General features: G+C 54.8%; 21 protein-coding genes. 12 read left to right on the top strand and 9 right to left on the bottom strand.

Translation table 11 applies throughout. From position 1 onward, the window contains the following. The first annotated feature begins 184 nt into the window (after positions 1-184). Genes lolC through cobB form a run of 5 tightly spaced genes read left to right on the top strand, consistent with a single transcriptional unit; the run spans position 185 to position 5,088 of the window. Positions 185-1,384, top strand: coding sequence for a lipoprotein-releasing ABC transporter permease subunit LolC (gene lolC, locus RT120_RS18975; RefSeq protein ID WP_312985086.1), 1,200 nt, complete (start codon positions 185-187; stop codon positions 1,382-1,384). Further along, positions 1,377-2,081: a lipoprotein-releasing ABC transporter ATP-binding protein LolD gene (gene lolD, locus RT120_RS18970; protein ID WP_312985083.1), complete on the top strand. Its 705-nt coding sequence runs from the start codon at positions 1,377-1,379 to the stop codon at positions 2,079-2,081. The genes lolC and lolD overlap by 8 nt, the downstream gene beginning before the upstream one ends. Further along, a complete protein-coding gene (gene lolE, locus RT120_RS18965; protein WP_312985081.1) occupies positions 2,081-3,325 on the top strand; it encodes a lipoprotein-releasing ABC transporter permease subunit LolE in 1,245 nt (414 codons plus the stop codon). Before lolD ends, lolE begins: the two co-directional genes overlap by 1 nt. A gap of 15 nt (positions 3,326-3,340) precedes the next feature. Then, a complete protein-coding gene (nagK, locus tag RT120_RS18960; RefSeq protein WP_312985080.1) occupies positions 3,341-4,252 on the top strand; it encodes an N-acetylglucosamine kinase in 912 nt (303 codons plus the stop codon). A 17-nt stretch (positions 4,253-4,269) separates the two neighbouring features. Continuing rightward, positions 4,270-5,088, top strand: coding sequence for a Sir2 family NAD+-dependent deacetylase (gene cobB / locus RT120_RS18955; protein WP_312985078.1), 819 nt, complete (start codon positions 4,270-4,272; stop codon positions 5,086-5,088). 38 nt (positions 5,089-5,126) lie between these two features. On the opposite strand, the gene potD is transcribed toward cobB, so the two are convergent. Genes potD through potA form a run of 4 tightly spaced genes read right to left on the bottom strand, consistent with a single transcriptional unit; the run spans position 5,127 to position 8,962 of the window. Then, positions 5,127-6,173 (bottom strand): spermidine/putrescine ABC transporter substrate-binding protein PotD, encoded by a 1,047-nt coding sequence (gene potD / locus RT120_RS18950; RefSeq protein ID WP_312985077.1) that lies wholly within the window; start codon positions 6,171-6,173, stop codon positions 5,127-5,129. Between the two features lie 20 nt (positions 6,174-6,193). Further along, positions 6,194-6,988: a spermidine/putrescine ABC transporter permease PotC gene (gene potC / locus RT120_RS18945; protein ID WP_312985075.1), complete on the bottom strand. Its 795-nt coding sequence runs from the start codon at positions 6,986-6,988 to the stop codon at positions 6,194-6,196. Further along, positions 6,985-7,842, bottom strand: coding sequence for a spermidine/putrescine ABC transporter permease PotB (gene potB / locus RT120_RS18940; RefSeq protein WP_312985073.1), 858 nt, complete (start codon positions 7,840-7,842; stop codon positions 6,985-6,987). The genes potC and potB overlap by 4 nt, the downstream gene beginning before the upstream one ends. Continuing rightward, positions 7,826-8,962: a spermidine/putrescine ABC transporter ATP-binding protein PotA gene (potA, locus tag RT120_RS18935; protein WP_312985148.1), complete on the bottom strand. Its 1,137-nt coding sequence runs from the start codon at positions 8,960-8,962 to the stop codon at positions 7,826-7,828. The genes potB and potA overlap by 17 nt, the downstream gene beginning before the upstream one ends. A 309-nt stretch (positions 8,963-9,271) precedes the next feature. Here potA and pepT point away from each other — a divergent pair, with 309 nt between their 5' ends. From pepT to RT120_RS18900, 7 genes are all read left to right on the top strand, one after another. After that, on the top strand, positions 9,272-10,495 hold the full coding sequence (gene pepT, locus RT120_RS18930; RefSeq protein WP_312985071.1) for a peptidase T: 1,224 nt from the start codon (positions 9,272-9,274) through the stop codon (positions 10,493-10,495). Between the two features lie 219 nt (positions 10,496-10,714). Next, positions 10,715-11,245, top strand: a complete 531-nt coding sequence (locus RT120_RS18925; protein WP_312985070.1) for a fimbrial protein — start codon at positions 10,715-10,717, stop codon at positions 11,243-11,245. A gap of 81 nt (positions 11,246-11,326) precedes the next feature. Beyond that, the gene (locus RT120_RS18920; RefSeq protein ID WP_312985069.1) at positions 11,327-12,004 is read left to right on the top strand and encodes a fimbria/pilus periplasmic chaperone; all 678 of its coding nucleotides are present in this window, start codon (positions 11,327-11,329) and stop codon (positions 12,002-12,004) included. 35 nt (positions 12,005-12,039) lie between these two features. Beyond that, positions 12,040-14,619, top strand: coding sequence for a fimbria/pilus outer membrane usher protein (locus RT120_RS18915; RefSeq protein WP_312985068.1), 2,580 nt, complete (start codon positions 12,040-12,042; stop codon positions 14,617-14,619). Then, a complete protein-coding gene (locus RT120_RS18910; RefSeq protein ID WP_312985066.1) occupies positions 14,606-15,565 on the top strand; it encodes a fimbrial protein in 960 nt (319 codons plus the stop codon). Before RT120_RS18915 ends, RT120_RS18910 begins: the two co-directional genes overlap by 14 nt. Positions 15,566-15,584: 19 nt before the next feature. Continuing rightward, entirely contained in the window at positions 15,585-16,100 is a 516-nt protein-coding gene (locus tag RT120_RS18905) for a fimbrial protein (protein ID WP_312985064.1), read from the top strand. An 18-nt stretch (positions 16,101-16,118) separates the two neighbouring features. Beyond that, positions 16,119-16,640 carry a fimbrial protein gene (locus RT120_RS18900; protein ID WP_312985062.1) on the top strand — a complete coding sequence of 174 codons (522 nt, stop codon included), beginning with the start codon at positions 16,119-16,121 and terminating at the stop codon, positions 16,638-16,640. Here RT120_RS18900 and RT120_RS18895 read toward each other — a convergent pair whose 3' ends face one another. From RT120_RS18895 to RT120_RS18875, 5 genes are all read right to left on the bottom strand, one after another. Next, positions 16,641-17,288 carry a helix-turn-helix domain-containing protein gene (locus RT120_RS18895; protein ID WP_312985060.1) on the bottom strand — a complete coding sequence of 216 codons (648 nt, stop codon included), beginning with the start codon at positions 17,286-17,288 and terminating at the stop codon, positions 16,641-16,643. Between the two features lie 104 nt (positions 17,289-17,392). Further along, complete coding sequence (locus tag RT120_RS18890; RefSeq protein WP_312985059.1) at positions 17,393-18,514, bottom strand: cupin domain-containing protein; 1,122 nt, start codon at positions 18,512-18,514, stop codon at positions 17,393-17,395. Between the two features lie 64 nt (positions 18,515-18,578). Continuing rightward, on the bottom strand, positions 18,579-20,066 hold the full coding sequence (gene phoQ, locus RT120_RS18885) for a two-component system sensor histidine kinase PhoQ (RefSeq protein ID WP_312985057.1): 1,488 nt from the start codon (positions 20,064-20,066) through the stop codon (positions 18,579-18,581). Beyond that, positions 20,063-20,737, bottom strand: a complete 675-nt coding sequence (phoP, locus tag RT120_RS18880; RefSeq protein ID WP_312985055.1) for a two-component system response regulator PhoP — start codon at positions 20,735-20,737, stop codon at positions 20,063-20,065. Before phoP ends, phoQ begins: the two co-directional genes overlap by 4 nt. Before the next feature lie 85 nt (positions 20,738-20,822). After that, a complete protein-coding gene (locus RT120_RS18875; protein WP_312985053.1) occupies positions 20,823-21,746 on the bottom strand; it encodes a haloacid dehalogenase-like hydrolase in 924 nt (307 codons plus the stop codon). Positions 21,747-21,870: the final 124 nt, after the last annotated feature.

Here is a 21,870-nt window from a genome sequence, read left to right as displayed (position 1 = left end):
GGATAAATCGCAGGGTGAAATAGCCTAAAAAGCGTAATGCTTATACGCCGTCTCGTTTATCAGTTTGATTTACTTCTGTTTTTACTGGATGGGGCGCAACAAAAAGACGTTATATTTCATTTACTTGATTCCGGCAGGCTTATATACTCCCGGGTTACTTTGCCAAAGCAATCAGATGGATTTCATGTACCAACCTGTCGCTTTATTTATCGGCCTGCGCTATATGCGAGGCCGCGCAGCAGACCGCTTCGGTCGCTTTGTCTCCTGGCTCTCCACCATTGGCATTACGCTTGGCGTAATGGCGTTGGTCACGGTGCTGTCGGTGATGAACGGCTTCGAGCGCGAACTGCAAAACAACATTCTTGGGTTAATGCCCCAGGCGTTAATTACATCGCCGAAGGGTTCAATCAATCCGCAACAGCTTCCCGCGCAGGATCTCAGGTTACAGGGCGTTAGTCGTACCGCGCCGTTAACGACCGGCGATGTAGTGCTGCAAAGCCCACGTAGCGTGGCGGTAGGCGTCATGCTGGGTATCGATCCGGCGAAAGACGACCCCCTCACGCCATATCTGGTGAACGTGAAGCAAACCGATTTGGCCGCCGGGCAGTACAACGTGATCCTCGGCGAGCAATTGGCCGGGCAACTGGGCGTTAAGCGCGGCGACCAACTGCGCCTGATGGTGCCGTCTGCCAGCCAGTTCACCCCAATGGGGCGCCTGCCCAGCCAGCGCCTGTTTAAGGTGATTGGCACCTTCGCTGCGAACAGCGAAGTGGATGGTTACCAGATGCTGGTGAATATCCAGGACGCCTCGCGTCTGATGCGCTATCCGGCGGGGAATATCACCGGCTGGCGTCTGTGGCTCAACGAGCCGCTGAAAGTGGACGTGCTCAGCCAGCAATCTCTGCCCCAGGGCACCGAGTGGAAAGACTGGCGCGAGCGCAAAGGCGAGTTATTCCAGGCGGTGCGCATGGAAAAAAATATGATGGGCCTGTTGCTGAGCCTGATCGTTGCCGTCGCCGCGTTTAATATTATTACTTCTCTCGGCCTGATGGTGATGGAGAAGCAGGGCGAAGTGGCGATCCTGCAAACCCAGGGGCTAACGCCGCGCCAGATCATGGCGGTGTTTATGGTCCAGGGGGCCAGCGCGGGCGTGATTGGCGCACTGCTGGGTGCCTTACTCGGCGCGCTGCTGGCCAGCCAGCTCAATAATCTAATGCCGATTATCGGCGCATTCCTTGATGGCGCGGCGCTGCCAGTCGCTATCGAACCGTTACAAGTGATCGGCATTGCGTTAATCGCGATGGCTATCGCGCTGTTATCCACGCTGTATCCGTCCTGGCGCGCCGCCGCCACACAACCCGCTGAGGCTTTACGTTATGAGTAATTCTGTCCTGTTGCAGTGCGACAACCTGTGCAAACGCTATCAGGAAGGGAACGTGCAGACCGACGTACTGCATAACGTCAGTTTCACGATCCAGAGCGGCGAGATGATGGCGATTGTCGGCAGCTCCGGCTCCGGGAAAAGTACCTTGCTGCATTTGCTCGGCGGGTTAGATACCCCAACTTCCGGTGACGTGATCTTTGATGGCAAAGCCATGAGCAGCATGTCGTCGTCGGCGAAGGCAGAACTGCGCAATCGCGAGCTGGGTTTTATCTACCAGTTCCACCACCTGTTGCCGGACTTTACCGCGCTGGAAAACGTGGCGATGCCGCTGCTGATCGGCAAGAAAAGCACCGATGAAACCCAGGCGCGCGCCCTGGAGATGTTGAATGCGGTTGGGCTGGGGCATCGCAGTAATCACCGTCCTTCCGAGCTTTCCGGTGGCGAGCGCCAGCGCGTGGCGATTGCCCGCGCGCTGGTTAACAAGCCGCGCCTGGTGATGGCCGACGAACCCACCGGCAACCTGGACGCCCGTAATGCCGACAGCATTTTTGCGCTGCTGGGCGAACTCAACCAGCAGCAGGGCACCGCGTTTCTGGTGGTGACTCACGATCTGCAACTGGCCCGCCGGATGACCCGCCAACTGGAAATGCGCGACGGGCATCTCAGCAGTGAGCTGACCCTGATGGGAGCGCAGTAATGGCAAGTCCACTTTCCTTACTGATCGGCCTGCGCTTCAGCCGGGGGCGGCGGCGCAGTGGCATGGTGTCGCTGATTTCCATTATCTCCACGCTCGGCATTGCGCTGGGCGTGGCGGTGCTGATCATGGGCCTGAGCGCCATGAACGGCTTCGAGCGCGAGCTGAACAACCGCATTCTGGCCGTCGTGCCACACGGTGAAATCGAACCGGTGGATCAGCCGTGGAAAGGCTGGCCTGAAGTGCTGGCGCGGGTTGAGCAAGTGCCCGGCATCGAAGCCGCCGCGCCGTATATTAATTTCACCGGCCTGATTGAAAGCGGGGTTAACCTGCGGGCCATTCAGGTGAAGGGTGTCGATCCCGAGCAGGAAACGCACCTCAGCGCCTTGCCGAAGTATGTGCAGAACAACGCCTGGCAAAACTTTAAAGCCGGGCAGCAGCAGATCATTATCGGCAAGGGCGTGGCCGACGCGCTGAAAGTGAAGCAGGGCGACTGGATCTCAATCATGATCCCCAACTCGGACGGCGAAAATAAACTGCTGCAACCGAAGCGGGTGCGCCTGCAAATCGCCGGAATTTTGCAGCTCAGCGGCCAGCTCGATCACAGCCTTGCGATGGTGCCGATGCAGGATGCCCAGCAGTATCTGGACATGGGCGACAGCGTCACCGGCATCGCCATCAAAGTGAACGACGTGTTTAACGCCAATAAACTGGTGCGCGATGCGGGCGAAGTGACCAACGCCTATGTGTATATCAAAAGCTGGATTGGCACCTACGGCTACATGTATCGCGACATTCAGATGATCCGCGCCATTATGTATCTGGCGATGGTGCTGGTGATCGGCGTGGCCTGTTTCAATATCGTTTCCACGCTGGTGATGGCGGTGAAAGATAAGAGCAGCGATATCGCGGTGCTGCGTACGCTGGGCGCGAAAGACGCGCTGATCCGCGCCATTTTCGTGTGGTACGGTTTGCTGGCCGGGCTGGTGGGCAGCGTCAGCGGCGTGGTGGTCGGTGTGCTGGCTTCATGGCAGCTAACCAATATCATCGCGTGGATTGAGAAAATCATTGGCCACCATTTCCTGTCCGGCGATATTTATTTTATCGACTTCCTGCCATCAGAACTTCACATCATGGATTTGGTATATGTGTTGATTACCGCGCTGGTGCTGAGCCTGCTGGCGAGCTGGTATCCGGCGCGGCGTGCCAGCCGCATCGACCCGGCGCGGGTGCTGAGCGGGCAATAATCACAGGGGGCAGGGATGTACTACGGTTTTGATATTGGCGGCAGCAAAATCGCGCTGGGCGTCTATGACGCGGCGCGGCAGTTGCAGTTTGCAAAACGCGTCGCCACGCCCCACGACAGCTACCCGGCGTTTCTGGCGGCAGTCGCCGGGCTGGTGAACGAGGCCGACGCGCAGTTCGGCGTGCAGGGCCATGTCGGCATCGGCATCCCCGGCATGCCGGAAACCGACGAGGGGTTGCTGTACGCCGCGAATCTGCCTGCGGCTTCCGGGCACCCGGTGCGCGCCGATTTAAGCCGCCTGTTGGGGCGCGATGTGCGCATCGACAACGACGCTAACTGCTTTGCGCTGTCAGAAGCCTGGGATGACGAGTTTCGTCAATATCCGGTGGTGATGGGGCTGATTCTGGGCACTGGCGTTGGCGGCGGGCTGATTATCGATGGCAAAGCGGTGACCGGGCGCAATTATATTACCGGCGAATTTGGCCACACCCGGCTGCCCATCGATGCGGTGGCGCTACTGGGCTGGGACATCCCTGTTAAACGCTGTGGTTGCGGTCAACACGGTTGCGCAGAGACCTTTCTTTCCGGGCGCGGCTTTGCATGGCTGTATCATCACTTCTACCATGAATCACTGGAGGCCCCGGAAATTATCGCCCGCTGGCATGCCGGTGATGACAATGCGTGCGCCCATGTCGAACGCTTTGTCGACCTGCTGGCGATCTGCCTCGGTAACTGGCTGACGGTTGTCGATGCGCATTTAGTGGTGATTGGCGGCGGATTATCGAATTTTTCGTACCTGACCGAGGCGCTGGGCGCACGTTTGCCCCGCTCGCTCCTTCCCGTTGCCCGGACGCCGCGCATCGAAGCGGCAAGGCACGGGGATGCCGGAGGAATGCGCGGCGCTGCGTTCCTCCATCTAACGGACTAACTTTTTCTGAGGTTGCTATGCTATCGCGTCGTCAGCACCGTTTACTGCGGTTTAAAAGAAACAAGCGTCGGCTGCGCGAGCGGTTGCGTCAGCGGTTATTTTTCCAGAATGGAGTACCCGAAGCGATGGATAAACCAAGAGTCGTGGTGTTAACCGGCGCGGGGATCTCGGCGGAATCCGGGATACGTACATTTCGCGCCACGGATGGATTATGGGAAGAGCATCGGGTAGAAGACGTGGCGACGCCGGAAGGCTTCGCCCGCGATCCGCAACTGGTGCAGGGGTTTTACAATGCACGCCGCCGCCAGTTGCAACAGCCCGATATCAAACCCAACGCCGCCCATCTGGCACTGGCGGAGCTGGAGCAGGCGCTGGGCGATCGGTTTCTGCTGATCACCCAGAATATCGATAATCTTCATGAGCGGGCGGGCAACCACAACATTATCCATATGCACGGCGAACTGCTGAAAGTCCGTTGTTCGCAAAGCGGGCAAATACTGGAATGGACCCAGGACGTTACCGGCAATGATAAATGCCATTGTTGCCAGTTCCCTGCGCCGCTGCGCCCGCACGTGGTGTGGTTTGGCGAAATGCCGCTGGGTATGGATGACATCTACCAGGCGCTGGCGATGGCGGACGTGTTTATCGCCATTGGCACCTCCGGGCACGTTTATCCGGCGGCGGGATTTGTTCACGAGGCGCGTTTACATGGCGCGCATACCGTAGAGCTCAATCTGGAGCCAAGCCAGGTCGGCAGCGAATTCGAAGAGAAGCACTACGGGCTGGCCAGTGAAGTGGTGCCGGAGTTTGTCGAGCGGTTGCTCAAAGGACTCTGAATCAGCAGGCGGAGCAGGGCGCTCCGCCTGGAAAGCCATTAACGGCCCGCTTTCAGTTTCTGGTAATACTCTTCATAGATCGCGCTGGCGTCGCCGACATCGTTCTGCCATTCGCCTTTATCAATCGTCGCCTGATCCGGGTACAGGGATTTATCACCAGACACCTCTTTACTCAGCAGCTTGCGGGCTTCGAGGTTAGGCGTCGGGTAACCGATGGTTTCCGCTACCTGTTTTGCCACGTCGGGGCGCAGCAGGAAATTAATCAGTTGCATCGCGCCATCAACGTTTTTGGCATTAGACGGAATCGACAGGCTGTCCATCCAGAAAATCCCACCTTCTTCCGGCCAGACGATCTCCAGCGGTGTACCCGCCTGACGCGCCACCCATGCTGAGCCGTTCCATACCATACCCAGATTCACTTCACCTTCCATATACGGGTTGGCCGGGTTATCGGAGTTGAACGCCGCCACGTTAGGCATCAGTTTCTGCAATTCGTGGTAAGCCTGTTCAATCTCTTTCGGGTCGGTGGTGTTGCCAGACAGACCCAGCTTCAGCAGCGCCATCTGGAACACTTCGCGGGCATCGTCGGTTAGCAGTAGGCTGCCTTTATATTCCGGTTTCCACAGATCCGCCCAGCGAGTCACGGTTTTCGGATCGATGCTATCGCTGTTAACGCCAATCGCCGTTGCACCCCAGATATACGGGATGGAGTAATCGTTGTTAGGGTCGAACGGCTTATTAAGCATCGCCGGATCGAGGTTGTGGAAGTTGGTCAGTTTGCTTTTGTCGATCTTCTGGATCATGCCTTCTTTGCGCATTTTGTCGACAAAATAGGTGGACGGCACCACCAGATCGTACGCGCCTTCTTTATAGGTTTTCAGCTTGGCGTACATGGTTTCGTTCGACTCGTAAGTCGAATAGATAACTTTAATACCGGTCTCTTTGGTGAACTGCTCCAGCAGGCCAGGCGGCACATACTCGGTCCAGTTATAGAAATAGACGGTTTTGCTGTCGTCCGCGTGCGCGGCGCTCATTCCCAGGGCTAATGCACCGGCGGCAAGCAGGTGGCGTGACCATTTTTTCACTCTTACGTCTCCTGTTTTATTTAGCCTGACGAACGAGCCAGACTTTTCGTTTTATCACGTGCGATCAGTTGGCTGGTGATCACCAGCACCAGCGACAGCACCAGCAGAATGGTGGCCAGCGCGTTAACTTCCGGAGAGACGCCGACTTTCACCATGGAGTAGATTTTCAACGGCAAAATTTCATAGCTCGGCCCGGTCACAAACGACGATACCACCACGTCATCCATCGACAGGGTAAAGCTCAGCACCCATCCTGCGGCGACGGCAGGCATCGCCAGCGGCAGAATGATTTTGCGCAGGATGGTGATTTCCCCGGCACCCAGATCCCGGGCGGCTTCCAGCATCCGCACGTCAAATCCTTTCAGGCGCGAGTAGACCGTGACCACCACGAAGGGCAAACAAAAGGTGATATGGGAAAACAGCAGCGACCAGAAGCCGAGCTGGATGCCGAGCAGCATAAACAGCACCAGCAATGAAATCGCCATCACGATATCCGGCGACATCATCACCACAAACAGCATCCCGCTGACGAACGGCTTGCCACTGAACCGGTAACGGTAGAGCGCCACGGCGGTCAGGGAGCCGATCAGCGTGGCGAAGGTCGCAGAGAAGATCGCCATGGTCAGGGAGTGTTTCGCCGCCTGCAACAGGCTGTCATTGTTCATCAGCAGGCTATACCAGTTAGTGGTAAAGCCCTGCCAGTTGATCCCGAAGCGCGCGCTGTTAAACGAGTTGACGATCAGAATGATGATCGGAATATACAGATAAGCGTAGATGGCAGTCATAAAGCCGCCGCGAAGGAGACGACCGATCATTCCAGATCCCCTTTCTTATTCAGTAACCGCGCGGCGCGCCAGTAAACCAGCAGCATCATGCCCATCACTACTGTCAGGGTAACGCTGGTGGCCGAGCCGAACGGCCAGTCGCGGATGTTCAGGAACTGGCTCTTAATCACGTTGCCGATCAGCAGGTTTTTCGCGCCACCCATCAGGTCGGAGACGTAAAACAGCCCCATTGCCGGCAGCATCACCAGCAAACAGCCAGCGATAATGCCCGGCATGGTCAGCGGCAAAATAATGCGGATAAAGGTCTGAAGCTTGCTGGCACCGAGATCCCGCGCCGCTTCCAGTAGCGGTTTGTCGAGCTTCTCAATGCTGGAGTAGAGCGGCATCACCATAAACGGCAGCAGGATATACACCAGCCCGATGATTACCGCGCCTGGGGTGTACATAATGCGCACTGGCGTATCGATAACCCCCAGCCACAGCAGGAATTCATTGAGGTAGCCCTTAGTACTGAGAAAAATCTTTAAGCCGTAGATACGGATTAAAGAATTGGTCCAGAAAGGGACTATCAGTAAAAACAGCAGCAGCGGGCGCACTTTTTCCGGCAGGCGCGCCAGGAACCAGGCGAACGGATAGCCGAGAGCCAGACAGGCGACCGTGGCGATCAGCGCCATATTCAGCGAGTGCAGCAGTACCTGGAAGTAAAGCGGGTCGAGCAGACGCGCGTAATTATCCAGCGTAAAGACCAGGCTCACGAAATTAGCATCGTCGCGGGTCAAAAAGCTGGTGCCGATGATCATCAGGTTGGGCAGGAAAACAAACACCAGCAGCCAGCCGACGATTGTGGCGATCACCACATTCTGGAACTTACGCGCGCTCATCATCAGCCAGCACGACCTCCCAGCTCTCAACCCAGTTCACCGCCATTTTCTGGTCCAGCGAGTGGTCAAAGTCCGGGTCATCTTCGTTGAAGAATTCGCTGACCATCACCATTTTGCCGTTTTCCAGCTCGACCACCGACTCCAGCGTCATGCCTTTATAGTTGCGCTCGCGCACAAAACCGATCAGCCCTTCGGCTTCACGGGCGTCGTTAATCTCTTCGACGCGCAAATCTTCCGGGCGTAGCAGTACATTTAACTGCTGGCCCGCGACCACCGGGAAGTTCACGTAAATAAAGCATTCACGCCCTTCGACCCTGGCGCGCACGCGCTGGTCATCCACCCGTTCAATCACCGTGGCGTCGAAAATATTGATCTCGCCGATAAAGCTGGCGACAAACAGGTTCTTCGGCTCCTCGTAGATTTCGCGTGGCGTACCGTCCTGCTCGATGCGCCCGTCGCGCATCACCACGATGCGATCGGACATGGTCAACGCCTCTTCCTGATCGTGGGTGACAAACACAAAGGTAATGCCGAGCTTACGCTGTAGCGCTTTGAGTTCGTTCTGCATCTGTTTGCGGAGTTTGTAATCCAGCGCGGAGAGCGATTCGTCCAGCAACAGCAGGCGCGGCTTGTTGACCACGGCGCGGGCAATGGCGACGCGCTGCTGCTGGCCGCCGGAGAGCTGGTGCGGTTTACGGGCGGCGAAACTGTCGAGTTGCACCATCTTTAGCGCATCCATGACCCTCGGGGTAATGTCGCTTGAGGGTGTTTTTTGCATTCGCAGGCCAAACGCCACGTTTTCAAACACGGTCATGTGCGGGAAAAGGGCATAGCTCTGGAAGACGGTATTGACGTGACGATGCTCGGCAGGAACGTCGGTAATTTCCTGACCATCAAGAATAATCTGGCCGGAATCCACCGTTTCCAGGCCAGCAATCAGGCGCAGGACGGTGGTTTTACCGCAGCCCGACGGGCCAAGCAGTGTGAGAAATTCACCATTGTTGATGGTCAGGGATAAGTCACTAATGACATTTTTACCATCAAAACCTTTCTGAATTCCCGCCAGTTGAACCAGCGGCGAAAGCGAACGGGATTGTTTATTCAATTTTTTACGCTGTCCCATAACTAACGCATCGGCAAACAGCACCGGATGCGGGGTTTGTGATTTACCACCTGGGCTGACACATAAATTAACAAGGGCAGGCATTCTACGGCAAAGCATTGAAATCGCCAATGCTTCATGCGTATTCATAGTCCTGCTTACATGGATTTACACTACGCTTTGACAAGGGTTTTGCCATAACTCTGACAAATTGTAACCCAAACCCGCGAGAAGGCTTTTTTTCGCCCCCGAAAGGCTAAAAGTGATGTGGCGCAATATTTGTATTTTCGGGCTTATTGATAATGTTGTCACAAAAATGAGGGTGACTGCATGGATAAATTACTTGAACGTTTTTTGCACTATGTCTCACTGGACACGCAATCTAAAGCGGGCGTCCGCCAGGTACCAAGTACCGAAGGGCAGTGGAAACTGCTGCGTATTCTGAAGACGCAAATGGAAGAGTTGGGGCTGGTGAACGTCACTCTCAGCGAGCATGGCACCGTCATGGGCACCCTGCCGTCCAACGTCGATAAAGCCGTGCCGGCAATTGGCTTTATCTCCCATGTTGATACCTCGCCGGATTTCAGTGGCAAGAACGTGAATCCGCAAATCCTCGAAAACTATCGCGGCGGCGATATCGCGCTGGGTATCGGTGATGAAGTATTGTCGCCGGTGATGTTCCCGGTGCTGCATCAATTGCTGGGCCAGACGCTGATCACCACCGATGGCAAAACGCTGCTTGGCGCAGATGATAAAGCGGGCGTGGCGGAAATCATGACCGCGATGGCGGTGCTGAAAGGTAAGAACATCCCCCATGGCGATATCCGCGTGGCGTTCACCCCCGATGAGGAAGTGGGCAAGGGCGCGAAATTCTTTGATGTTGAACAGTTTAACGCCCAGTGGGCCTATACCGTGGACGGGGGCGGCGTAGGCGAACTGGAGTTTGAGAACTTTAATGCCGCGTCGGTCACCATCAAAATTGTCGGCAACAACGTGCATCCCGGCACCGCCAAAGGCGTGATGGTCAATGCGCTGTCGCTGGCGGCGCGAATTCACGCCGAAGTGCCTGCTGACGAAAGCCCGGAAATGACCGAGGGCCAGGAAGGCTTTTACCATCTGCACAGCATGAAGGGCAGCGTGGATAAAGCGGAAATGCATTACATCATTCGCGATTTCGACCGCAGCACGTTTGAAGCGCGTAAACGCAAGATGATGGAGATCGCCAAAAAGGTCGGTAAAGGGCTGCACCCGGACTGCTATATCGAACTGGTGATTGAAGACAGCTACTACAATATGCGCGATAAAGTGGCGGAACATCCGCATATCATCGAGATTGCCCAGCAGGCAATGCAGGACTGCGATATCGAACCGCTGATGAAGCCCATTCGCGGCGGTACAGACGGCGCGCAGCTTTCGTTTAAAGGATTGCCGTGCCCGAATCTGTTTACCGGCGGGTATAACTACCACGGTAAACATGAGTTCGTGACGCTTGAAGGCATGGAGAAGGCTGTCGCGGTTATTGTGCGTATCGCTGAACTCACTGCTCAGCGTTAATCTTATTAAGGCTTTCATTATTTAATGAAAGCCTCGTTATCTCCTCTCACTTTTATATTTGATTATTCTTCTTTGTTATCCAGGCACCTCGTTTAGGGTGTGCCTTTTTGGACATTTTCATGTCGAGTCAGGCGGTTTATTATTCTTCGCACTTAAGGAGTGAACACAAACGGACGTTAACTTACTTATCACCTGACTATTTACAAAGTGAAGATCAATATGAAAAAGCTGCTTATTTCCCTTGCTGTAATCTCTGCCATTAACACCGGTGCTGCATTCGCCAGCGATGGTGTGATTAATTTTACCGGTGAAATTGTTGACACCTCTTGTCAGGTCGATACCTCATCAAAAGATATGACAGTGAATTTGGGCAAAGTAAATAAATCCTCTTTCAACCAGACCGGTGATGAAGAAAGCGCCACCAAATTTACCATTAAATTAACCGGCTGCCCGACCACCCAGACAGGCACCAATCAGGCATCCATTAAGTTTGAAGGTGAAAGTATTTCCGGCGATGATACGGTTCTGGCCCTGAATAATGCCGCAGGCGCTGCCACCGGCGTGGGTGTGGAAATTAAAGACTGGACCGATACCCCGGTTTCAATGAGAACCGCGCCGACGTCATTCCTGCCGATGGATGCATCTGGCGCTATCTCATTAAATTATACTGCTTATTATCGTGCCACTGCGGACTCTGTCACATCCGGTGCGGCAAATGCGGCAACAAGTTTTACCGTAGTCTATAACTAAAATACTGCTAATTGCAGCGCGAAGGTTAAACCGGGAAATTCCCGGTTTAACTATTGGCTTTTATCAGTCAAAGGTGCGCGAATGAACGTATTTTTATTAATGAAAGTATTGGCCGTTTTATTATTAACGGTCATGTCAAACTGTTATGCCGGTATTGTACTTGGCGGCACTCGGCTTATTTTTCATGGAGATAAAAAGGAATCATCGCTCAGTGTTAATAACCCTGATAATGTCCCGTATTTAATTCAGTCATGGATTGAATCTGAAAGCGGTGGCTCTGCCAAAAACGCGTTTTTGGTCACGCCGCCACTTTTCCGGCTGGACGGCGGCCAGAAAAATCTCCTTCGCATTGAGAATATTTCGCCGCAGTCTCAGGATAAAGAAACGCTGTTTTGGCTAAATGTTAAGGCTATCCCCTCAACGACGAAGCAGCAAAATGCGCTAAAGATAGCCATCAAAAACCGCATAAAAATGATTTATCGGCCCGCAGGGTTAACGTCCCAGAGCCCGGAGGAGCAGGCGGAAAAATTACGCTGGCAACGCAGCGGGGGAAAGCTCACGGTCAATAATCCCACGCCGTTTTATATGAATTTTATGTATGTCCGCCTCAACGGGCAGCCGGTACAGACGGCGACCTACGTGGCACCGAACTCAACCGCCAGCTTTACGCTCCCCGCGAAGGCCAGCGGCAACCAAATGAGTTGGGCATTAATTACCGATTACGGCGCCAGCGGTAAAGAGCACCGAACTTCGTTCTGATTGTTTTGTTTCCATAACAATACACGGAGGCTGGGATGCTGAATCTGCCATACCTGAGGGGCAAGCGCTGGTTTTATGTGGCGGGATTTTTCTGCCTGGCCAGTGGGCTACTTCATGCTGAAGAATACTTCGATCCCGATCTTGTCGAGGTGGCCGCGCCTGAACAAACCGTCAGCGATCTATCCAACTTCAATGCCGGGTCGCAAGCACCCGGTGTTTACCACGTCGCTCTCTACGTCAATGACGAGATGCGCGAGTCCCGTGATGTCACTTTTCGTACCGATAAAAAATCAGGGGACAAAGTGGGTTTAGAGCCTTGCCTGAGCCGGGCAGAGCTGGACAGCTACGGCATCGACGTCGCCAGATTTTCCGATCTCAAAGACGATGCCGAGGGCTGCGCCGATCTGCGGGTCATTCCTGAAGCGCAGGCGCGGTTCGCCTTTAACGACCAGCGGTTGACGCTCAGCGTGCCCCAGCAGGCGCTTAGCGAACGGGCGCGGGGATACATCCCCCCTGAGCGCTGGGATGAAGGCATCAATACCCTGATGCTTAATTACAATTATTCCGGCGTGAATTACCTCTCGGCGAATGACAGCGTGGGGAGCCGCAGTGACTATGTGAACCTGCGGCCTGGCGCAAACGTCGGGCCATGGCGGGTGCGTAACTACACCACCTGGTATCGCGACGGCAAAGGCCAGGACACCTGGAATAGCGTTTATACCTATGTCCAGCGCGCCATTGTTCCCCTCAAAAGCGTCTTGCTGGCGGGGGATGGCGTCGCTCCCTCGGATGTATTCGATAGCATCCCGTTTCGTGGCATGCAGTTAACCTCTGATGAAGATATGTATCCAGAAAGCGTGCGCGGCTATGCGCCAATGGTGCGCGGTATCGCCCGTACCAACGCTGACGTAGTGATCAGGCAAAACAGCTATGTGATTTACCGAACCTCCGTGGCACCCGGTGCGTTTGAAATCACCGATCTTTATCCAACCGGCAGCAGCGGCGATCTGAATGTCACCGTCCAGGAAAGCGACGGCAGCGAACAAAATTTTACCGTGCCGTTTGCCTCTTTGCCGGTATTGCAGCGCGAAGGGCGCGCGAAATATAACCTGGCTGGCGGTCAATACCGCACCTATGACAGCGCGGTGGAGAACCGGCAGTTTTATCAGGCAACGTTGATTTACGGTTTACCCTGGCAATTAACGCTGTATGGCGGGGGAGAGTACGCGCCTTCTCGCTATCGCGCGGGCGCGCTGGGGCTGGGCGTTAACTTTGGCGCAATGGGGGCTTTATCAGGCGACATCACTGCGGCGCAAGCCACGGTGAAAACGGTCGATGAAAAGAGCGGCAAGGCCGCGCGGCTGCGTTACAACAAATCGGTTACCGCAACTAACACTACCCTTGCGCTGGCGGCGTATCGCTATCTGGATGATAGCTATTACACCTTGCAGGAAACGCTGGATTCCTGGACCGGGGACGAAGATGTTGATTTACCCGAACGGCGTAAAAATCGTTTTGAAACCACCCTGAGCCAGGGATTATGGGAAAACGCCGGAGCATTGACGCTCAGCTTCGTCACGGAAGATTACTGGGACAGCAGCCAAAAATCGCGCTCGCTCTCCGTGAGCTACAACAATAACTGGCGCGGCATCAATTACGGCCTGAGCTACAGCGATAACCAAAATACTTCTTCGTCGACGCAATCAACGGGAACGGCCACACAACGGCGCGACCGGCTGCTGTTTTTTAATCTCAGTATTCCTCTCGACCGCTGGCTTAAAAACACCTGGACAAGCTACAGCGGCAGTTTCTCCAATAATAGCGGTACCACCCACAGCGTCGGGCTCAACGGCTCGCTGCTCAAAGACAACAATTTCAACTGGAGCGTTCAGGAATCCCGTAACAGCGATGAAGATGCGTTAAGCGGCAGCCTGAGCACCAGCTACAAAGGGACTTACGGGGAAGTTACCGCCGGATACGGGCATGACAGCGATCAGAAACGGCTTAACTACGGCTTAAAGGGCGCGATTGTCGGGCACCGGGATGGCGTCACGCTTTCTCAGGCGTTGGGTGAAACGGCGGTACTGGTGAAAGCGCCGGGTGCCAGCGGCGTCAGTATTCAAAATCAGCCGCGCATCACCACGGATTATCGCGGTTACACCCTGGTGCCTTACGTCACGCCCTATCGCGAAAACACCATCACGCTGGATAACACGACTTTTGGCAACGATGTCGATGTCGATCTGGCTGCGCGAACCGTGGTGCCGACGCGCGGCGCGATCGCCCGCGCGTCTTTTAATACCAGTATCGGTCAGCGGGCATTAATTACCTTGCTGTTGCCCGATGGCAAACCTGTCCCCTTTGGCTCCAGCGTTGCGCAACCCGATCAACCGGACGCCAGCGCCGGCATTGTTGGCGAAGACGGCGAGGTGTACCTACGTGGTTTACCTGCTTCAGGGCAATTGCTGGCTAGCTGGGGCAGCGGCGAAGCGGATTCCTGCGTTGCCGATTTTACACTGAGCCAATCCAGGGCGAAGACGGGTCTGATAATGATGACAGCAGCGTGCCGACCGGCAACAGCGCACGCCGCAGGGGGGAATGATGAAAACCAGTAAATCTGGCGAGCTAAGCCTGGGGCTCCTGCTGTTATGGCTGTTCTCACCTTCGCTTAGCGCCGCGTATTTCAATAGCGCGACCACACTTAACGCCGATTATCGATTAAGCAGTTTTACTATTCCCGCCACGGCAGGCGCGACGACCGAATGGGCAGATAGCGGAGTGATGCCTTATAACGTGGTATCAGATGGCGTGGAGGGCAGCTATGTAAGCCTGTCTATGGGGGGGTATGTGTTAGGTGATGGCGTAACCTGGATAACCACCAATAATGGGATCGGCGTGCAATTTAAACTGACGGATGTGAATGGCTGCCTGCCTGAATTACTGACGCCACCCTATAAATACGTGATACCAGCCACCACCTCCTGCCTTTCCAGTTCGCTGCGCCTAAGTTATCGGCTGGTGCGGTTAGCGGATTTTGTTCCGGCAGGGGAAATCATGATGCCCAATGTCCAGGTGCTGTTTGATAATCACCCTGACTCACCCGTCGCGAATTTTGCTCCGATGTATTACAGCGGATTAACCGATCAACCGATCGTTACGCCCTGCGATATCGACGTGCCGTCAGTGGTGCGTTTAGACGATCTCCCGAGCGCAAATTTGCAAAGTGGCACCATGAATATAAAGCCCGTGCCCTTAACCTTTACCAACTGCCCTGGAGCCATCAGTAATATTCGCTATCAATTTACCAGCGCTTATGGGCCCCACGATACGGTTTACGGCACGATAAATACTCGCCCCGGCTCGGCGGCGGGTATTTATTTCCAACTGCTGCGTTCTGCCAGCGAACCCTATCAGGTGTCAACTTTTTACGATCTGGAGGGATACAACGGCAGCGGTAATTACACGGTTCCTTTTAACGTTGCCTATTATGCGGATCTCCCCTCACAAGTGACGCTGGGCGATGTGGAAGGACAGGTCACCCTGGTGGTTAATTATCAATAAGTCCCTTTGGGGAACACGTATGAAAAGTTCTGTTTTGATAAAACTGATATTAGTGGCGTCCTTAACTGCCCACCCTGCCGCGGCTGAAAAAACGGATTTCAAAATTATCCGGCTTCAGGGGCGGGTGGTCGCATCGCCCTGCGTGGTGGAGCAGCAAAGTATTAATGTTAATCTCGGCGACAATATAAAAATGAGCGATCTGGCTACTGCCGGCTCTTTTACGTCCTGGGTCGCCTTTTCTATACGAATCTATAACTGCCCTCAGCAAACGTCGCTGTCGACCATTACCTTCAACGGCACGGCAGATTATTCAAACCCGGACTTTCGTTACCAGAATAGCGGAACCGCCACCGGGGTCGCGGTTGAGTTATTGGCAGAAGATGGGACGCCGCTCGGTAATGGTAAGTCGTTAACCAGCGCCATTACCAATCAGGAATATACCTGGAACCTGCGCACGCGTGCATGGACCGAGTCCGGCAGCGTCCGACCGGGAACCGTTTCCGCCGTAATAAGCGCCACGCTGACATACCAGTAGCGATAAGAGAGCACAGCTATGTATCAATTTATCCGCGCTTTTTTGTTTCTGTTCGGATTTGCTTTGCCGGTGAGCGCCGCAGACGTGACTATCAATATCGCCGGAAATATCGTCAATACGCCCTGTACGGTAGCGGGCGGCGCGACGACCAATGTCGATTTGGGTCGCTACGAAGAGGTGATTTCACAAAGCGATGATTACGCTTATCCGGTAAAATATTTTACGCTCGACCTCATCAATTGCCCGATAGCCTGGGATACCGTGAAGCTGCAACTGGAAGGCGACTGGGACGCGGTCAATGCGGTTTTAAAAAATAGCGGCACGGCGCAAAATGTGGGAATTAAAATTTCAATCCTTAATAGCGATAGCGCGTGGATTTCTGCCGGTGACTGCATCACCAATGATAATTGCCTGTGGCCCATCAATAAAGAAACCGGGGAGGTTCATATCCAGTTTTCAGCGCAGCCTTATAATTTCGATGGTGGTATTACTGCGGGTTCGGTCTCCGGACAGTTGGCTTTTACCATCACCTATCAATAACTAATATTTTTCCGGGAGTTTTTTAGCATTAATTAAAATGCCGCGTTGCGTATCGATATAATCTCCCTCTTTCAAATCCCGGAGGATACGCATGACGTTGCTGCGCGACAGTTTAGTCTGCTTGATGATATAGCTGGCAAGCGGTAACTGCTTGCGGACATTTTCCGGTAACTGCATAAGTTCTAAAATAATATTGCGAATGATGGTGTAGGAATCATGCCCGGTCAATCGGTTATCCCGGGAGATGATATTGGAAAACTGGTAGGAAATAATTTGCATCAAAGATAGCCACATTTGATGCTGATTGACCAGTTCAAACGCCAACGGAATCGGAATACAGCCAAAATGGCTTTCGACGTCGGCGCGATAAGAGTAATGATGAAGCGGATGAAAATGGTTAACAATGCCAAAAATGGATTTCTGCGTCGTGTGTGCGAGATACAAATTATCTTCATCGCGAATGAGCGAAATACGCCCCTCACGGAATAAAAATATAAAGCCGATCATCTCCTGATAGGTAATGAGTTGGCCTTTTTCAAGGGTAAATAAATTGGCGCAAGGCTCAAAAATGGTAAACAGCGATTCGACGGCCGCATCGGGGCGAGCATTCGCAGCAGATTCTGACGCAATAAATGAAGGATCGTTCATCGTGTTGCCCTGGACGGCATAACCATGAAAGAAGTGTAGTCGAAGCGGTAAAAAGCACCCGTTGAGCCAGGCTCTGCGCCAGCTTGCGCAGAGCCTCTGGTGACTTAGTCTGAAAAGTACCAGTAGCCGCTGTTGACCAGCGCAGCCAGCATCGCCAGGAATGACGGGTCTTCCAGGGCATCGCCCAGTTTATCGGCATTCACCACAATGTTATTTGCCAGCGCATTTAACGCCGGGCGGTGAGGGCTGTTGATCTTCTCACCGTTAACAAACACCTCTTCGCCGATGCGCAGTACGCGTAGCCCGCCGAGGCGCACCAGCGAATCACCTTGTTTGAGCGCGTCATACACTTCGTCCGGCTGGTACGGCGGTTCTGCCGGGGCCACATCCAGCTCATGGCGCGACTGGGTGATGAACTCGCCAAACCACTGGTTAAAATGTTCCGGCTGGTTAATCAGATCCAGCATCATACCGCGCAGCTTATCCAGCTCCTGCGGCTGGATATCCGCCGGATACTGGCGCGTAGGCACATCCGGGTCGATATAGCGCTGGCTACCGAGTTCGCGTTGCAGCACATAATCGGCGAAACCGCTGATCAGCTCGCGGCCACTTGGGGCGCGGAACCCCACCGAATAGTTCATCGAGTTTTCCAGCGAATAGCCTTCATGCGGGAATCCCGGCGGGATATACAGAATGTCGCCCGGTTCCAGTTCTTCATCGATGATCGCCTCGAACGGATCGACCTGTAGCAAATCTGGGTGCGGACAGTGCTGTTTCAGCGGCGTTTTCTCGCCCACGCGCCAGCGGCGACGGCCCACGCCCTGAATAATAAACACATCATACTGGTCGAGATGCGGGCCAACGCCGCCGCCCGGTACTGAGAAGGAGATCATTAAATCGTCGGTGCGCCAGTCGGGCAGGGCGCGGAACGGGCGCATCAGCGCCGCGGTGGGTTCATGCCAGTGATTGACGGCCTGCACCAGCAGCGACCAGTTGCTTTCGCCCAGGTGATCGTAGCTTTCAAAAGGACCGTGGCTGACCTGCCATTTCCCGTCAAGATGGCTGACCAGCCGGCTATCCACTTCGTTTTCCATGGCCAGACCCGCCAGTTCGTCCGGGGAGAGGGGGTCGATAAAGTTTTTAAAGCCGCGTTTCAGCACCACCGGGCGCTTTTGCCAGTGGTGCTGAATGAAATCGGGCCAGTTTAAATCAAGTTGATAGTCCATATTGTTTTCCGTCGGCATTGAACCTTAGCGGATTATAACGGACGGCATCACCTCTGCATGGCCTTTATGACGTTTTTTGCGAGTTACTGCCGCTCTCCGCGCTGTTTATGTCCTGACGGGCAAAAATCACCTCCATGCGCGCGCCGCCGAGTAGGCTTTCGCCGGGTATAATCTGGCCGCCGTACTGCTCAACGATCTCTCGCGCCACCGATAAGCCCACGCCCTGGCCAGGCCGTAATGTATCCACACGCTGCCCGCGATCGAATATCAGCGAGCGCTTGCTGAGCGGGATGCCGGGACCGTCGTCATCCACATACAGATGCAGCGTGTCATCGGTTTGCCGGGTGGTGACTTCGACAAATTCCAGGCAGTATTTGCAGGCGTTATCCAACACGTTGCCCATTACTTCCATAAAGTCATTCTGCTCGCCCATAAACATGGTTTCGGGGGAGATATCCAGCGTGATGGTCACGCCTTTACGCTGATACACTTTATTCAACGCCGAGGTGAGATTATCCAGCAGCGGGGCCACGGAGTGCAGCTCGCGGCTCATCAGCACGTTGCCGCCGCGCATGCTGGCACGGTGCAGGTAATAGCCGATCTGCTGGGAAATCCGGCTAATCTGCTCAAGCATCACCGGCTCCGCCTGGCTAACGGTCAGTTTGTCGGTACGCAAAGACCGCAAAGTGCTTTGCAGCACCGCCAGCGGCGTTTTCAGGCTATGGGTAAGATCGGTAAGCGTGGTGCGGTATTTGTCATAGCGCTCACGCTCGCTGGTCAGCAGGCGGTTGAGGTTGGTCACCAGGCTGGTCAGTTCGCGGGTAGTTGCCGGGTTGAGATGCTCGCGGTGATGCTCTTCCAGCTCGCGCACCTCGCGGGCCAGCGACTGGATGGGTCGCAGGCTCCACCACGCCGCCAGCCACAGCAGCGGGATCACCAGCAGCAGGTTGGCGATCAGTACATAGATAAACCAGCTCCACACCATATACGAACGCTTGAGTTCGATGGGAATGGTGTCGACCACCACGATGGTCAGCGCGGGCATCAGTTCGGTGGCAGGATACTGGTTCACCGCCACTGAGTGGGTCATTTCATAATTAGTATCGTCGTCACGAAAATCGCGCAGCTGTTTCTGGAGGGTTGTATTGGTGCCCAGCAGTGCGCTACTGGCAGAAAAATCGGTTTCCAGTTCGTGAAAGCCGTTCGCGGTGAGCCATTCCGGTTGGATAGCCTTCACTAACAGCGGTACATCGCGCTGCGCCCAAAGCAGATGGCCGCGTTCGTCATAAATCATGGCCATCGTTGGGCTTTGCAGACTGAGGTTTTCCGGGATCTCAACGTTAATCTTGCCATTTTCCCACTTCGCCAGGGTGTAGAACAGATTGCTTTCACCACGCAGCAGCCGAAAGGTGGTTTTATCAAAGCTGACGCTGTAGCCCACCAGCGCCACCATGCCATAGGCCAACGACAGTACCAGCACCACGGCGGCAGTCGCCAACAGGAAGCGTACCCGTAGCGACAGCGGGAAAACGTGCCTCAGCAATTTATTCATGGACGCAGGTCGAAGCGGTAACCCTGGCCGCGCACGGTGGTGATCACATCCACCGGATGCTCGGCGAGGATTTTCTTACGCAGGCGGCCCATCAGCACATCAATAGTGTGGCTCTCGCGCAGCTCCGCGTCGGGATAAAGTTGCAGCATCAACGAGTCCTTGCTCACCACTTTACCGTTATTGCGGATCAGGGTTTCCATAATGGTGTATTCAAAGGCCGTAAGTTTCACCGGCGCGTCATTGATAGAAAATTCCCGACGCGACAGGTCAAGCTGGAACGGCGGCATGGAGATCACCTGCGAGGCCAGACCGCTGTTGCGTCGTAACAGCACCTGTATGCGCGCCACCACCTCTTCGATATGAAAAGGCTTGGTCACGTAATCGTCCGCACCCGCGCCCAGCACTTCCACTTTATCCTGCCAGCCTTCACGCGCCGTCAGCACCAGCACCGGGATGGTGACGTCATGCCCGCGCCAGCGGCGGATCATCGACAGCCCGTCCTCATCCGGCAGGCCGAGATCGACAATAGCGATATCCGGCATGTGTTCATTAAGGAAATAATCGGCTTCTTTCGCGTCTTCTGCGGCATCCACCTGATGCCCCAGTTCCGATAGCTGCACCTTAAGATGGTGACGCAGCAGGGCATTATCCTCGACAACCAGTACGCGCATGTTCAATCCTCATCAGGAAACTGTTTCATAGTGTAACGCTAATTATCGGTAGCGGGTGTTAAACCAGGTTTAAACACCCTGATTGCTAACGATTAATTGAACGAGCCATGCGGCTGTAGGTATGGCGAACGCCGCGAATGGCGACGCTATAGGTAAAAATATTCTCCGGCAGCGCCAGTCCGGCATAGCCGGTATCGCCAATATGATGAATATCGGCACCAGCCATCTTACTCATTAGCGCCATTTGACGAATAGTTTCACGGTCGGCCCCTTCCTGGGACGTACCGATGGCGGTCATCGCCAGCGCGCCGCGCTGGTGGGTAAAGTCAATCAGCGCGGCGACGCGCTCCACGGTCATGCCCGGAATGGTGCCTGGCGCGGGGACCAGCACCACGTCAGCGCCGTTATCGACAAACAGCGCAATATCCTGCTCGGTCAGCAGGGCGCTGCCGCTTTCCCGCACAATGCCCGCGCCGTGCATTTTACCGGTGATCAGCACCAGCTTATCGCCGATCGCCTGGCGAATGAGATTGAGCGATTCGGCAATCGCCTGATTGCTGACGCCGTTATTGGGGTTACCGGTCAGTACCACAATCCGTGCGCCCATTTCATACAGCTTGCGGGCGTTATCGGCAGTCGCCGCGCGGCCCGGCGTCATCTGCCAGAATTCATCATGCTGACTGGCATGGGCGGGATCGACCGCCTCCAGGTTTACGCCGATCACCCGCCCGGTTAAGCGCTGTAGCTCGCGCAATGTTTCCTGCGGTTCAATGCCGGCTGGCAGGCCGTTAATCACCGGCGCGCTGACATCAAACAGATTGAGCAGCAAAATATCCGCCCCCTGGCTGGCGGCGAGTTCGGCATTGGTGATGTTGTTTAACAGTGGGGGGATCGCGCCGATACATTCGCTGACCAGGATACGGCCTTCACTGGCGCGGATGGCGTAAATAAGATCGTCTTTTTCAATGTTCACCAGTTCCGAGGCGCTGCAATCAAGATAACGTTTCATCATTTTCTCCTGTGGTTTTATGTACGCTAACCCAGGTACGAATGGCAGGCAAAAAAAACGCCGCCCGAAGGCGTAATGCTTGTCAGTTAAGCTTTGAAGGTGGCCGCAGCGCGTAGCGCTGTGG

The sequence above is a fragment of the Atlantibacter sp. genome (assembly GCF_032062175.1).
Taxonomy (GTDB): Bacteria; Pseudomonadota; Gammaproteobacteria; order Enterobacterales; family Enterobacteriaceae; genus Atlantibacter.
Note: the sequence above shows the minus strand (reverse complement) of the source record. Positions and strands in the feature narration are given on the sequence as shown.